This is a genomic window from Paenibacillus jilunlii, assembly GCF_900102965.1.
GTDB classification, from domain to species: domain Bacteria; phylum Bacillota; class Bacilli; order Paenibacillales; family Paenibacillaceae; genus Paenibacillus_AQ; species Paenibacillus_AQ jilunlii.
This window is the reverse complement of record NZ_FNGM01000025.1, coordinates 1-13,332: the sequence shown is the minus strand read 5'-3', so window position 1 is coordinate 13,332 and position 13,332 is coordinate 1. Positions and strand designations below refer to the sequence as shown.

The following is a 13,332-nucleotide window of genomic DNA, read 5'->3' as shown; positions in this document are numbered from 1 at the left end:
TTTTTTGGTTTTTGCGTCAAAAGCAGCTATTCCAGGGGATTCTACTGTACAAAGTGCAGCAGATTGAGTTTTTCGGCCAATTTTCGGCTCATCTGCTGTATAAAGTGCAATAGAATGTTGCGCCTGTACCTAATGTGGATGGATATAGATGATCAAACTTCTCCCCTTGGCTCCAGAGCTAGCAAAAGTTTACCACTCAGCCTCCATATTAATGCGCCTGAGGTGCTTTTAATAATCCCGGGGACATTTTCCCTGGAGATGCCGCCTATACTAGACGCCGCAAAAAAGCCTTCCGGCCTGAAGTCAGGCTGGAAGGCTTCCAGTTTGAATAGAGCTTACGATGTGAGCAGCTTCGAGCAGCATCAGGCGGCTGAGAAGGTTTGGCAACGGAGCGTCTGGCGCAGGAGTCCCAGGCGGCAGGAGTTTCAGGCTGAGAGAATTTCTGGCCGCAGAAGCCCAAGCCTACAGGAAGCCCTGGCCGTGAGAATCTCAGGCTATGAGAATTCCTGCCGCAGGAACTCAGGCCGAGTGATTCTCAGGCCGATGCTCTTTTGGCCCGCTTTGCCCTTTTGATCGAAATCATCCGCCAGCCTGTCAGCAGCGCCGATACAAGGCAGATTGCCGACGAGGTCATGAACACGACATGCATGCCGGAGAGGAAAACATCCGGGCGGCCCGGGATCAGGTCGGTTACCCGGTAGCCGGCCTTGCTGCTCATTACATTGAATAGTATCGAGGTGGCAATGGTGATGCCGACAACCATCCCCACATTGCGGACCAGCGAGTTGACGCTGCCCGCTGACCCCAGCTGGGTCCGCGGCACGGTGGACATCACCAGTGAGTTATTCGGCGACTGGAACAACCCGCTGCCGATTCCCAGCATGGCAATCCAGACGCCCACCAGTGCGACGGCACTTCCATCATGCAGACGGGCCAGGCCGAATTGGGCGATCACCATGACAATCAGACCGGCGAAGGTAAGAAATTCCGAGCCGATTTTATCGGACAATGCCCCGCTCAGCGGAGCGACAATGACCATGGAGATCGGGAACAGCATGAGCAGAAAGCCTGCATAGAATGGCGACAGGTTCAGCATATTCTGCGCATAAAACGGAGCGATGATGTTAAAGCAGAAATTCGCTACGAATACCAGAAAGCCGCATAGTATGCTGAGCGAAAACAACGGGTTTTTGAACAGGGACAGCTGCAATAGCGGCTGGCTCCGGCGCAGCTCTACAATAAGAAAAACAATAAAAGCTGCGGCTGCGGCCGCCAGCGCCGAGAGAATCCGGCTGTCTCCATAGCCGAGCTGCTGTCCAAGCAGCAGGCCTGCAAACAAAGCCACTATAAATACGGCGAACAGCAGGCTGCCGGGGAGGTCAATCTTGGCTTTTACCCGGATCAGATCCTTGGGCAGAACCTTCCACCCCAGCACGATGGCGATCAGACCAATCGGAACGTTCACCCAGAATATGTATTCCCATCCCAATGCAGAGACGATGATTCCCCCCAGGCTGGGTCCGGCAATACTTCCCAGGGATACAAAGGTACCGATCAGCCCCAGTGCCTTGCCCCGTTCAGTGGCCGGAAAAATATCCGTGACAATTCCCTGGCTGTTAGCCATGGTCATCGAAGCGCCGATCGCCTGAACGACCCGCGAAGCAATCAGCAGCAGCAGGCTGGCGCTCAGTCCGCAGAGCAGCGAGCCGACGATGAAGATAATCGTGCCGATTTTAAAAATCCGGATCTTGCCGGCGATATCCCCCAGCTTTCCAAAGAACAGCACCGCTGAGCAAATCGCCATCAAATAACCTGTCGTGACCCACTCCACCTGCGCCATCGGCAGATGCAGCTGCTTCACGAGCACCGGCAAGGCAATGTTCACAATGCTTCCGTCGAGCGTGGACATAAAGGTGAACAGATTCAGCACAATCAGAATGATCCAGCGTTTCTTCTGAACGGCCGCGTCCTCCTGATAAGTTGCAGTCATCATACTCATAATTAACACCTCATAACTCATATTTCAAAATATAGTTGCGTCCGCAACAAACTTAGCTTCCCCAGTGTACCGCAATTTAGTTGCGCATGCAACTATTTTATTGTACTATTTTAAAATATAAGAAAGTGGCCTGCTGAACGCAGGATTTTATCCAAAGAGGTGTCCATGTTGAATTCAAATAGAGAACCCATCGGGAAGCTGATCTCCCAGCTTTATCGCCAGAATCAAAAGTTTCTGGTCAAAGAACTGCTGCCTTACGGTATCGGCAGCGGCGGACAGCACATCTTTTTGAAGCTGATTGTGAACCGTCCAGGCATTACGCAGGATCAAATGACCAATGAAATGAAATTCGATAAAGCCACAACCGCCCGCTCCGTGAAGAAGCTGGAGGAAGCCGGTTATATTGAGCGGAGAACCGATCCCAAGGACCGCCGTTCTTCCCTGCTGTATCCGACTCCCAAGGCGGTTAAATTCGCTCCTGTCCTTCAATCAATCCTGGCAGACTTAGACAGCAAGCTTACCCTCGAATTAACCGGGGAAGAAGCCGACCAGCTCATTGCTTTGCTTCAAAAGGTCAACAAGAATTCGGAAAAACTATAAACGTACCAACCGTTAACCAGCAGCACCCTCACTTCTAACACAAACAGCTCCCTTCGCAAGAAGGAAGCTGCCCTGTTATGGGAATTTGCGGATAAACCGTGCTGCGAACAGTTCCGCATCCGGGTAAGCATTGACCTTCCCTCCCTTTCAGCAGTCACTTGCTGGCCGCTATCCTGTTTTCCATGAATTTCATTGTAGCACAGAACGCCGGGAGCACTGATGAGATTTGCTTTGCCCAATAATCCAAAACAGGTTAAAATGTAAGGCAATATGAAAAGTTTTCAGAAAGGAGACTGGATCTTGTCCATTGCAGATGTAAAGGAACATTTTCGGCGTGTGGGGCGGGAGCAGGACGTCCTGGAATTTGCCACCTCAAGCGCCACTGTAGAGATGGCAGCCTCAACCATCGGGGTCATTCCGGCCCGGATTGCCAAAACGCTCTCCTTCCGGGGAACGGAAGAGTCTGCCATTCTCGTTGTAGCCGCCGGAGATGCCAAGGTTGATAACAAAAAGTTCCGAGAGGTTTTTGGCTTCAAAGCAAGAATGCTGAGCCCGGAAGAAGTCCTGGAACAGACCGGACACGAAATCGGCGGTGTATGCCCTTTTGGACTAGCCCATGAACTGGAGGTCTATCTGGACGTATCCATGAAAAGATTTGATACCCTGTTTCCCGCCTGCGGCAGCACCAATTCCGCAATCGAGCTGAACTGTGATGAACTGGCCGTCTATTCGGAAGCCAAGGATTGGGTGGATGTCTGCAAAGGCTGGAATGAACCACTGGAGCCTGGGGAAGGGACAAACGGTTGAATACTACTATGGACAAAAGCCAAACACCGCCGCTGCCGCGAAAAGAGCGTTTCCCATTGGCCTTGCTTTGCCTGACTTTGGGCGCTTTTGCAATCGGCATGACCCTCATGATCCTGATGTGCATTTTCATCTTCGGGAACGCTGTGTCGGTGACCGCTATCGATGTCAGTACCACCCATCTTCATAGATGGGGCTAGTGTTGTTCCAAAACACAGGCCGGAGTCCTCTTTTGCGGGGATTCCGGCCTGTGCGCGTGTTCAGTGCAGCAGGTGCTGCTGGGCAAAGTGTTCTAAGCCTTGCGTTTACTAAGGCGATGGAGGGGATGCGCGGGAATCTGTTTACCGTCCGCACTCCGCTCGTTGCGGACTGAGATTCCGCTAATCCCGTCTTATTCAGTTCTCTGCGTATCCGCATCCCTGCTCCTCACAATCTGCGCCACCTCTTGGGTGATGGCATCTCCGCCCAGGCTCTTCCACTTGGCTACAAAGAGGTCAAACTCGCTGAGCGGTGAATCGCCGACAATAATGTTCAGGAAGGTTTCGCTTTCCAGCTTCTGCAGCTCGGGCCAATGGCTCCGCATATGCTGCGTGCTTCCGTAATAGACACTGCGCACTCTCTCTATAGCTGTTGCGGATAACACAGAAACCCCGTATTTATAGGCATTGGCCGCTTTCCAGCCCTCCAGATTTTTTTTGGGCTGCTCTTCGTCCGCAAGCCAGAGATCATAGAGCAAATGGGTGTCCGGGTCCAGCGAATCCGGATCAATCTTGCCGTTGAGAGCCTGCTGCATATCCGTATAATGCTTCTCAATGGCATCTGCATAATCAATCAGCAGATCAAAGGGATAATACGCCCTCGGCTGAATGCCGGTCTGCGCCGAGAAATCATCCAGGCTGCGGACCGCCTCCAGATTCGGATCTCTTCGCCGTTCCAGCCGGGTGAACACATTCAGCAGCTTCACCACCGCTTCGGGATGCTCATAGCCTTGGCGGACGACTAGATAACGGTCGGTGACCGGAGCCATATGAGTTACGAATTTGCCTGAGGCATCAAGCGGGGCGGCGTAGGCCCGCCATTCGGCCTTGGTGTCCAGGGCAACCGCCTCCGACAGCGGATAATAGGGCATCCACCATGGGCCGAAGAACATTCCCGCTTTGCCGGAAATAATCGGCTCCTGCGTTTCCTTATACAGGGCAAAGTCCGGGTCAATCAATCCCCGCTTATACCAGCCGGCCAGCTTGCCCAGCGCCTCCTTGGTCTCTGGAGTGATTGAACCATAGACGATATTGCCCCGGCTGTCCCTGATCCAATTGGTAGGGAATGCATGTAATGCGCTGAAGAGGGAGTCAAGGCCGTTGACATGGGGCTTCGTGCCGTACACGATATTGTTGTATGCGCTAAGGCCAACGGTATCCCGCTTCCCGTTGCCATCCGGGTCCTGCTCGATAAACGCCTTGGCGATGGCTTCAATATCTTCGAAGCTGCGCGGAGCCGCTAGCTCCAACCGGTCCAGCCAATCCTGGCGGACCCACAGCAGGGACGGCGAATCCGCATGGATCGCCACGTTGGGCAGGCCATAAAGCCTGCCGTTCCGCGTTGCATCCTCAAGCGCTTCACCCTGGGTCGAATCGTACATATCCTTGATCAGCTCAGACCCGTACTCCTTGTAGGTTCCGGTGAGGTCGGCAATCATTTCGCTGTCGATCAGCTTTTTCAACTGATCCCTGTCAACAACCATCGCATCAGGCAGATCGTTGCTGTCGATGGCCAGCTGCGCTTTTTGCGTAAAGGGCTCTTCCCCTTTCGCCTCCCAGGAATGAATGACCTTGATGTTCGTCAGACTCTCCAGATAGCGGGATATCGGGTTGTTGTCATTACTGTCTCCCGTATTGAGCCGGGAATCGGGCACCTTGAAGCCGATCCGCATCACTACCGGCTCTTCATATCTCCCGTAAGCGGCAGACTCCGCCTTAGTTGCCCGGGTGTCTGCACTCCCCGGGCCTGCGGCTGGGGCATTGCCCTCCCGGCAGGCCCCAAGGCAGAGTAGCGCCACAGCAGGAAGCACATATCTGACGGCTCGGTTCACCACTCCATCCCCTCCGCACGGTATTCGCTTGGCAGCTTGCCGACATGCTCACGGAACAGCCTGCTGAAATAGCGGTCATCCTCAAAGCCTGATCTGCCGGCGATTTCGCCTATCGGATAATAAGTTTCCAGCAGCAGTGTCTTGGCCAGCTCCAGCCGCATGCCCCGGAGGCTCTCGCCGAAGGTTTCACCGGCAAACCGGGCGAAGCACTGGCTGAAGTAGCCGCGGCTCATGTTGATCTCGGCGGCGACATCGCCCTGGTTGATCTTGTCTCCGGCATGGGCCTTCATGAAGCGGACCGCCCGGATCAGGCAGAATACCACCTCCTTGCTCAGGCCCAGCTCAAGCATCCGCTGCTGTACACACCCGGAGAACTGCCGCAGCCAGTTTTTCCACTGGCACCAGTTCAGGTTCCCGGCAGAGGAAGCTTTCAGCTGTGCCGTTTCTTCAGCCTTTAGGAGCAGTCCGCTCCAGTTATGAAGCAGCAACAGGCTGAAGGCTGAAATCTGTTCCTGCGGGGGCTGCCGAAGCTGCACCCCGGATGTAAAACCCTCCCAAGCCTCCCGGTCCAGTGTCCATCTCAGATTCTGCGCCTCTGACAGCATATCTTCTCCTGCGGAAGACTGCTCTCCGGCTATACGTCTCAGCTCGCCATAATCCAGCCTGGCCGGTTCCTCCGCCCCGCTGTAATAAAACAGCGCATGCCGGACAGCTTTGCCCAGCACCTCCTCTACCTCCTGAAGCAGCTGATTTTTCAGTCCGCTCACCAGCGCCGTTTGCCAGCCCCCGCCCAGCACTGTTTTGAGTTCCCGGCAGGTTTCTTTGTCCGGGATCCGGCTGAGCAGCGGAGACATCCACATATTCTGAAACGCGAGCAGCGGATTATTTTTCGTTACCGATAGCCGGAACAGCTCTTCTTCATGGCTGCCCGGCAGCTGCGGAAGATAGAGCAGCGCCAGATCAGCGGCCATCACCCTGCCTTCTCCCCGCGCCAGCAACTCCCGGGTGCTGTCTTCCCATTTCACCCGCTCGGCCAGGCGGCGGATGGTCTCATCGGCATTCTCCACTTCCAGCAGGGTTTTGACAATATAATCAACCGCTCCCAGACGCAGCGCCTCCTGCACATATTCAAACTCATGATGGCAGGTCAGCACCACACAGCGAATAGCCGGATAGCGCTGGCGGACCTGCCGGATCAGCTCGAAACCGGACATGCCGGGCATCGTCAGATCCACAAACAGCAGGTCCGCTTCCTGCTCCCGGAGGAGCGCAAGCGCCGCATTGCCGTCTCCCGCTTCGCCGACGATGACCACTCCGAAGGACGACCAGTCAATCAGCGAGATGAAGCCTTTACGCACCAGACGCTCGTCATCGACTACAACAGCTTTAATCATCGAAGTCCTCCTTGCCTTTTATAGGGATGATAATGGATACAGTGGTTCCTTCATTTGCAGCGCTATGGATTTGCAGTGTCATCTGCTCTCCGTAATACGTCCTCAGCATACGCATGACGTATGAGAAACCGATCCCAAGCCCGCGCCCCGCTACCCCGTCATCCGCCAGCAGTTCTGCAATCCGGGCTTCATCCATACCGGTCCCGGTATCCCTGACACACAACTGCACTTCCCCGGAGCCATGAGCCGTAATAATCACATCCACCCTGCCGTTGTCGCTAAGACCATGATATATTGAGTTTTCCACCAGCGGCTGCAGCAGAAACCGGGGTACAGCCGTATCCAGCACCGTCTCATCCGCCTGCACGTTGAACTCAAATTCATAATCATAGCGGATGCGCTGCAGCTCCATATAATTGCGTGTCGCTTCAATCTCCTCGCCGATCGTAACAATAAGGCTCTGCTTGCCGAGGTTATAATGGAGCACCTTCACCAGCAGCGTGACCAGCTTGTCGATTTCTTTTTGGTCGTTCAGCCGGGCCAGCCATTGTACCGTATTCAGGGTATTATGCAGAAAATGGGGGTTGATCTGACTGAGCAGCTTCTCGATTTCGAACTGGCTCTTCTGCTTCTCATTGCGGGCTACGGCCAGAATCAGCTCATTGACCTGATCCTTCATTTGCTGAAAATTCATCAGCACGAAGTCGAACTCTGCAACGTTCGTAAAAGCTACCGGAGCCGTTACATTCTCCGCCATCCGGATAATTTCAAGGTTCACCTTGCGCAAGGGGCCGTAAATCCTTTTCCAGATCAGCCAGGCCAGCAATCCGGCAAACAGCAGGGTCGAGAGGGCGAGCAAAACCATTTTGTAGAACCAGGAAGAGATTTCACTATTGAATACCGATTTCTTCACTGCGGCCACAAGCTTCCAGCCCTGCGGGCTCCCATAGCGGAACAGATGATAGCCATCCAGCACCTCATGGGCAGGACCCTTGCTTGCCCGGGCTGCTTCCACAACAGATGCAGGCAATTCACCGTCAATCACATGAATATCCGTGTTATTCTGGTTGACCAGCAGATGATTCACCTGCATTCCGTAAGCCTGCGGATTGAAGATTTTGCGCAGCAGGCTGTAATTCGTCTCCAGATAGATGTACAGCTCATGCCGGCCGTTCACACGGACGATCCGCCGCTCCGAAAAAACAACATTGTCACCAACCGCGTACATCGTCCCGTGCGGCCCGTAATAATCAGCCCCGTTGTAGCGCATAAAGGACGGGAGGCTGCCGATATCGAAACCCCGCCTGGTACTCATATTGGTGAACAGAACAGGGTCAGCGCTGCCTGGCATAATATATGCCGTTAAGCCGATGTAAGGATTGGTGAAGTTGACGAGATTGATCTTCTGGTTGATTGAACTCATGATCTGGGATTTGCGGTAAATCTGTTTTTCCTCCAGAAAAGAAGACATCTCTTCCACGATTTGACCATCCAGCGCAAACTGCTTGGAGGCAAAATCCAGATTATCGATGGCGTTCTCCAGGACCAGCGCCTCCTGCTGCAGGCTTGCACTGATGCCGCTGCCGATTTTCCCGGAAAGAATGGAATAAATCGAAGTATAGGATACTATTCCGACTATAAGCAGCGGCAGCAGCGTCCCGACGAGCAGGTACATCACCAGCGTCGTCCGCAGCGACTGGCCTGCCGGAGCCTGCCGGCGCGCTCTCCTTTTGAGTATCCGCACTTGTTCTTCTCCCCCAATGAAAGCGTTTTACCAAGTACTCCAAGAATACCAGATTTTTCTTGCTTCGAACAGAATAAGGCAGAGCAGCATCCTCACCGCCCTGCCTTGCTTCTATTTCCCGGAGTGGCTTACTTCACACTTTTGCGGGCTTCGAACAGCTCCTCAGCTTTTTTGACCGAGAAGTCCATCACATCGGCATAGCCGAGTCCGTTCACTTTGTCATGCATTTCTTTGTTCAGCTTGTCGTATTCCGCCTGATTTTTGGCAAAAACCATCTTCCAGGAAATCTGCTGAATCACGGTTCCGATCTGCTTATTCTTCTGCTCCAGCGTTTTGTCCATCGTCAGCGGTTCTTTACCGGTGAAGCCCTGAGGCGCAACGGCAAGCAGATTGTTTTTCGCAAAATATTCCTTCGCCGTCAGCACGCCCATCTTCGCTCTCCAGTCGCTATCGAGCTTCGTAGGGTTGCGTTCCAGTGATGCTGTCCACAAGTTGTGGTCATAGGGCTCGCTGGTCTGTGGATTCACCATTGCGGGCACGACAAAAGAAAAGTTCATCTGATTCGAGCCATAGTAATAGTCGCCTCCGCCGTATTCATCAGGAACCTTCGTGTTCTGCTGATCCGCGTACGCCTTCCAGCCAAAATCGGTAACCACCGGCTTGCCGCTGCTGTCAATATCCCAGGCCAGCCCCTGCGGTCCGTTCGGCACCGCCGTTCCGCTGCCCGCTGAGATCATCGCGCCTTCAGGCGTGTACATCCAGTTGAGGAACTCCATAATCCGCGCAGGCTCCTTGGCTTTCGCACCGATCGCGATGATGCCGTTGCCGCCGTAAACGTTGAAGCCTGTGGAATACATCAGCTCATCCTTAAACGGCACAAGTGCAAAGCCCTTGCCTTCCGCTGTTCTTTCCGGCGTATTGTAGTTGGCAGCCCCCAGCCACGGGAACCAGGAGAAAAGCAGACGCCCGTCCTTATACTTGGCAACCACATCATCAAATTTCTGCGTCAGCGAGTCGGGGTCCAACAGTCCCATTTGATTCGCCTCGTAATACAGCTTGAGCGATTTCATGTACCAGCTGTCCTCGGAGATGAAATCGTAATATTTCTCTTCATCCGCTTTGACATAAAGCGCTGTGTCGGGAATTTCATCATAGCCCATCATGTTAGCGAACTGCTTTGCCAGCGTCATTTTATAGTTGCCGTCCCAGTCGGACCACAGCGAGAAGGCATAGGTTTTCTTCCCTTGTTCATTCTTGGGCTCAAGCTCCTGCATCTTCTTCAGCACCGGCAGATAATCCTCAATGGTGCCGATTTCCGGAGCACCGATTTGCTGGTACAGATCCCAGCGCAGATCCGGTCCCCAGGTCATATCCTTGCCTTCGGAAGGTCCCGAGGGATTCGTGGCCACACTGTTCCCGATGCCGTATACCGCACTGCCGCCGCCAAAAGCAACCTTTGCCTTCTCCACGGCTTTCGGGAACTGCTTCGTGATATCCGCACCGTATTTGTCCAGCAGCCCATCCTGGGTCCAGTCCAGCAGCAGCTTGCCTTTGACCGCATTCGGATAGTGGTTCTTGTCGTCCCCGAAGACGATGATATCGCCGAGATTACCGGAGGCCATCATCGCTGAGATCTTAGTGTCGCCGCCGGTCAAATTGGAAGCGACGATATCCAGCTCGATATTGAACTTGTCTTTGATGATTTTGGCGAACCAGCCGGTCTGCGGTCCAGCATAGTTGGCTGTGGTGGAGAATACCGTCAGCTTCAGCGGCTTGGAATGGTCCAGCGTGCCATCACTTGGCGCTGCGGACTTAGCCGCAGCATCCGCCGCTTCAGCCGAAGGCTTGCCGGTGCTCTCCGCCGTATTGGTCTTGCCGGAGTTGACTGAGTTGCCATTTCCTCCGCCGCAGGATGCCAGCACCAGCACCATAACCATGCTCAGCAGAATGAGCGGCAGCTTTTTAAATTTCATGGCTTCATACCTCCTAAAAGTTTGATGAGCGTTGCCTGCTTGAATCGCTTCGTACAAAACTCGCCTCAAATGCGTAGACTTAAGGTGGGTGAGCATTGCCCGCCTGAATACTTCGTACAAAACTTGCTCCGAAAGCATTTGCGCAGACTAACTGGTCAGCCTTTGACGGCACCGATCATAATGCCCTTGACAAAAAACCGCTGGAAAAACGGATACACGATCAGAATCGGCAGCACGACAATCATCGTGACGGTCATCCGTACGGAGGTCGGTGTCTGCATGTTCTGCACGCTGGCCGCCATATCCGGGGAACTGCGGATGAGCGCAGCCAACGAGCTGGACTCATTCAAATACCGCCAGAGCAGAAACTGCAGCGTATAATATTTGGTATCCGTCATCAGAAATGCCGTGTCGATGAAGGAGTTCCACTGGCTGACTGCCGAAAATATCGTAATCGTCGCCAGAATCGGAGTGGTCAGCGGGACGATAATGGACCAGAAGGACCGCAGAACACCCGCGCCGTCCATGGCTGCTGACTCCTCCAGTGAAGGCGGAATAGCCTCCACGAAGGTTTTGACCAAGATGATGTTGAATGGAGTAATAATCGTCGGCAAAATATAGGCCAGATAATTGTTGGTCAAATGCAGATTGTGCATGGTGATGTACCAGGGGATCAGCCCTGCGCTGAAATACATGGTGACGACGACACTGCGGTACCAGATCTGCCGCCCCCACATCTCCTTCTTCGTGAACAGATAGCCGAGAAAAGCTGAGGCGCCCACGGTGAGGAAGGTGCCCACTACCGTCCGGTATACAGACACCAGCGCCGCATGGCTAAGTCCGCTGATCCGCAGCACCTTTGAGTAATTGTCAAAATGGATCTGCTGCGGGTAGAACTTGATGTCCCCCGCCGCGCTGAGATCATTCGAGCTGATGGTATTGATGAACAGGTAATAGAACGGATAGATGCAGCTCAGAGTGAACAATCCGAAAAGCACATAGATGATTCCCTGGAACAGGGCATCGCTGGGCTTCAGCTTTTTACGCAAATGGAACCACCTTCCTTAAATGATCGATTCATCGCGCACCACCTTGGACAGCGTATTGGCCGCAAACAGCAGAATGACACTGACGACCGACTTCAGCATACTGACCGCCGTGGCGAACGGAAAATTATTGGCAAAAGCGATGTTGTACACATACAGGTCCAGCACTTCTATGGCATCCTTGTTCATCGCATTCTGGAAGGCAAAATACTGCTCCATACCGTTGTTGACAAAGTTGCCGATGGAGAGCAGCAGCAGTACAAAGAAGGTCGGGATGATGCCGGGCACGGTGATATGCCAGATTTTACGGAACCGGCTGGCCCCGTCCACTTCCGCCGCTTCATACAGCTCCTGGTCTATGCCGGCAATCACCGCCAGGTACAGGATCGCACCCCAGCCAAGGGATTTCCACCAATACCAGGCAATCATGGTCAACCAGACGTGACTGCTGGAAGCCAGGAAATTGAATTCCTCATCCACGATTCCCAGCTGCACCAGAACGTGGTTTACGACCCCGTTATCCACGGAGAACAGTGAAAAGGCCAGCGCGTAGACGAGAATCCAGCTGATAAAATTCGGTATCGTCGTCAGGGTCTGCACAAATTTCCGGTACCAGCCCGCCCGTATCTCCGTCAGCAGGATGGCAAATATGACCGGAAAAACCGAAGTGACCAGCCCCAATGTACTCATCGCCACCGTATTCTTCAGCACACGCAGCACCTCCCCGGTCTGTGTGGGATTGGCTACGATGGTGTTGAACCACTTCAGCCCGACATACGGTGTGTCCGACAGCGGAATGCCGGGGATGAAATCATAAAAAGCGTAGATCCACCCGCTGACCGGTAAATAATAGAACACAAAGGTCACAGCAAGAAAAGGAAGCGCCAGAAGAAACAGCTTGTATTTGGTCTGCAGCTTCCTGCGGGATGGACGGACCGGTTCCACACCGCGAAGCAGTTCGCCTGAAGGTACCCCCATAATAAATCTCCTCTATCCAGATTTTTGTTTGCGCTTTCATTTTAGGCTAAAAAACCTTCCTCCCGGGAGAGAGGCCGGAATGGCCTTCCGGGAGAGCGGTAAGACAGTTTCGGACGATTTTCACAGGCGAGCAGACGACTTTCCTGCTGCTGTCTTTCTGCTCTTGCCAGGGAGGGCTAAATAACGGCAGTTCTGCCGTTGTTTCGGGGCAGACCAACCTCCGGGGGGCCAACAAACCCTCCCTTTGCGCTCCAACAACGGCAGTTCCGCCGTTGTTTCTGCACAAACCCACCCATGGGGCTCCAACAACGGCAGTTTTGCCGTTGTTTCTGCACAAACCCACCTCCGGCGCTCCTACAACGGCAGTTTTGCCGTTGTTTCTGCACAAACCGATGGCGTAAAGTAAGTTGTGTACCAAAATTTGGAGCCTAGCAGGCAACAAAAAAGTAGGGTATTCTCGGGATTGCGAAACCACCAAGAAAGGAACCCTACTCGATGACTATTGTACCCGAAAATATGCTGAATAATCTATTTGAAAATCTTGTTATTCAATTTGTAAAAGACAATTTAGAGTCCATCATGCGAGCAGAAATCCAAGAATTCATGGCTACGGAAGAGTCTGGTCCAAACAACAGCCGCAATGGATACTACCCGCGAAATCTGCACACGAAATACGGAGATGTAGAGGAATTAAAGGTTGCACGT

At 53.4% G+C, this 13,332-nt stretch carries 12 protein-coding genes; 5 read left to right on the top strand and 7 right to left on the bottom strand.

Annotation, left to right across the window (positions count from 1 at the left end):
- Positions 1-535: 535 nt before the first annotated feature.
- The gene (locus tag BLQ82_RS27680) at positions 536-1,999 is read right to left on the bottom strand and encodes an MFS transporter (protein WP_062521441.1); all 1,464 of its coding nucleotides are present in this window, start codon (positions 1,997-1,999) and stop codon (positions 536-538) included.
- 165 nt (positions 2,000-2,164) lie between these two features.
- On the opposite strand from BLQ82_RS27680, the gene BLQ82_RS27675 reads away from it, so the two are divergent.
- The 4 genes from BLQ82_RS27675 to BLQ82_RS32210 all read left to right on the top strand — a co-directional run bounded on the left by BLQ82_RS27675 (position 2,165) and on the right by BLQ82_RS32210 (position 3,776).
- Complete coding sequence (locus BLQ82_RS27675; protein WP_062521439.1) at positions 2,165-2,599, top strand: MarR family winged helix-turn-helix transcriptional regulator; 435 nt, start codon at positions 2,165-2,167, stop codon at positions 2,597-2,599.
- A gap of 300 nt (positions 2,600-2,899) precedes the next feature.
- On the top strand, positions 2,900-3,406 hold the full coding sequence (locus BLQ82_RS27670; protein WP_062521437.1) for a YbaK/EbsC family protein: 507 nt from the start codon (positions 2,900-2,902) through the stop codon (positions 3,404-3,406).
- Positions 3,403-3,603 (top strand): hypothetical protein, encoded by a 201-nt coding sequence (locus BLQ82_RS27665; protein WP_062521435.1) that lies wholly within the window; start codon positions 3,403-3,405, stop codon positions 3,601-3,603. The genes BLQ82_RS27670 and BLQ82_RS27665 overlap by 4 nt, the downstream gene beginning before the upstream one ends.
- Before the next feature lie 32 nt (positions 3,604-3,635).
- The gene (locus tag BLQ82_RS32210; protein WP_167544739.1) at positions 3,636-3,776 is read left to right on the top strand and encodes a hypothetical protein; all 141 of its coding nucleotides are present in this window, start codon (positions 3,636-3,638) and stop codon (positions 3,774-3,776) included.
- 18 nt (positions 3,777-3,794) lie between these two features.
- Here the strand turns inward: BLQ82_RS32210 and BLQ82_RS27660 are convergent, their stop codons facing one another.
- The 6 genes from BLQ82_RS27660 to BLQ82_RS27635 all read right to left on the bottom strand — a co-directional run bounded on the left by BLQ82_RS27660 (position 3,795) and on the right by BLQ82_RS27635 (position 12,627).
- Positions 3,795-5,492 (bottom strand): extracellular solute-binding protein, encoded by a 1,698-nt coding sequence (locus BLQ82_RS27660; protein ID WP_143013578.1) that lies wholly within the window; start codon positions 5,490-5,492, stop codon positions 3,795-3,797.
- On the bottom strand, positions 5,489-6,886 hold the full coding sequence (locus BLQ82_RS27655; protein WP_074648724.1) for a response regulator transcription factor: 1,398 nt from the start codon (positions 6,884-6,886) through the stop codon (positions 5,489-5,491). Before BLQ82_RS27655 ends, BLQ82_RS27660 begins: the two co-directional genes overlap by 4 nt.
- Positions 6,879-8,630 carry a sensor histidine kinase gene (locus BLQ82_RS27650; RefSeq protein ID WP_062521428.1) on the bottom strand — a complete coding sequence of 584 codons (1,752 nt, stop codon included), beginning with the start codon at positions 8,628-8,630 and terminating at the stop codon, positions 6,879-6,881. The genes BLQ82_RS27655 and BLQ82_RS27650 overlap by 8 nt, the downstream gene beginning before the upstream one ends.
- Positions 8,631-8,758: 128 nt before the next feature.
- A complete protein-coding gene (locus BLQ82_RS27645; RefSeq protein ID WP_074648721.1) occupies positions 8,759-10,603 on the bottom strand; it encodes a type 2 periplasmic-binding domain-containing protein in 1,845 nt (614 codons plus the stop codon).
- Positions 10,604-10,758: 155 nt separating this feature from the next.
- Entirely contained in the window at positions 10,759-11,652 is an 894-nt protein-coding gene (locus BLQ82_RS27640; protein ID WP_062521424.1) for a carbohydrate ABC transporter permease, read from the bottom strand.
- A gap of 15 nt (positions 11,653-11,667) precedes the next feature.
- The gene (locus BLQ82_RS27635) at positions 11,668-12,627 is read right to left on the bottom strand and encodes an ABC transporter permease (protein WP_062521422.1); all 960 of its coding nucleotides are present in this window, start codon (positions 12,625-12,627) and stop codon (positions 11,668-11,670) included.
- Positions 12,628-13,122: 495 nt separating this feature from the next.
- Between BLQ82_RS27635 and BLQ82_RS27630 the strand changes: the two genes are divergently transcribed.
- The coding region (locus BLQ82_RS27630; RefSeq protein WP_208861957.1) for a transposase at positions 13,123-13,332 on the top strand (210 nt) is incomplete at its 3' end.